Source organism: Kitasatospora saccharophila, assembly GCF_039529925.1.
GTDB lineage: Bacteria > Actinomycetota > Actinomycetes > Streptomycetales > Streptomycetaceae > Kitasatospora > Kitasatospora saccharophila.
This window is the reverse complement of the sequence record NZ_BAAANS010000163.1, coordinates 1-861: the sequence shown is the minus strand read 5'-3', so window position 1 is coordinate 861 and position 861 is coordinate 1. Positions and strand designations below refer to the sequence as shown.

General features: G+C 65.7%; 1 protein-coding gene. It reads left to right on the top strand.

The genetic code is table 11. From position 1 onward, the window contains the following. Positions 1-279: 279 nt before the first annotated feature. On the top strand, positions 280-690 hold the full coding sequence (locus tag ABD345_RS39970) for a hypothetical protein (protein WP_344559753.1): 411 nt from the start codon (positions 280-282) through the stop codon (positions 688-690). The last annotated feature ends 171 nt before the right edge of the window (positions 691-861 follow it).

The following is an 861-nucleotide window of genomic DNA, read 5'->3' as shown; positions in this document are numbered from 1 at the left end:
GCACCCGTCCCGGGCGAGTACACCACCGCCACGAACGGTCTACACCCGGCTCTCGTTCACACCGAAGCAGTGGCTCTCATATGACCCGACAAAATCACCCTTGCTGCACCCGCGGTCGGCATGGTGCTGCGCAGCGGGCCCGATCGGCTTCCGACCCCGTCGGCCCCGAACTGTCAGCACCTGACCCGTCTCAAGTTAGTTTGACGGGGCGCAGTGAAGTTTGACCGGTCATTAATGTCATATTGACGATAAGTGAGTCCGGCGGCTACGGTGCCGAGCATGACGGTGAAAGTGGTCCTGACGCGCGACAGCGTGTGCATGGGGGATGACGCCCAAGCACCGCATCAGCGGGACGTCGCCTTCCACGGCGCCACTCTGGGCGAGTTCGTGGCATGGGTGGCCGACTATCCCCCGCGCATGCGCGGTACCCGCTGGGTGATGTCCCGCGGCTGGAACGGCGCCGAGGGCGCACCGATCGCGGAGATCTCGCCGGAGTGGGAGAAGCCGCGTCTCATGGCCGGGACGGATCCCCTAGCCCCCCTGGAATCCCTTGCCCCCGCCGACGGCGATCTGAGCTTCTTCTTCAAGTACCACGCGGGCACCGTTCCCCTGGCGGGGCCGCCAGACCCGCCGGGCAGCCTCGATCCTCTCGCGGGCCGGCTCGCCCTGTGGCTCGCCGAGCGTCGCTGAGACGTTTCCGCCTGCCTTGGTGGCATGGCGAAGAGCGCCGGGCGGCCGGTCAAACTTCGCTGAGACCCGTCAAACTAAGAAGCTATCTCATTTGGGCTTGTAAGCTGCTCGCGTGACGATCGTGGAGCGCTTGGTGCCGGACGAGCTGTGGGAGCTGTTCCAGTTGGTGGT

What these genes read in the sequence shown, in the direction of transcription:
- ABD345_RS39970 (WP_344559753.1), top strand. Translation starts at nt 280, where the DNA reads ATGACGGTGAAAGTGGTCCTGACGCGCGACAGCGTGTGCATGGGGGAT.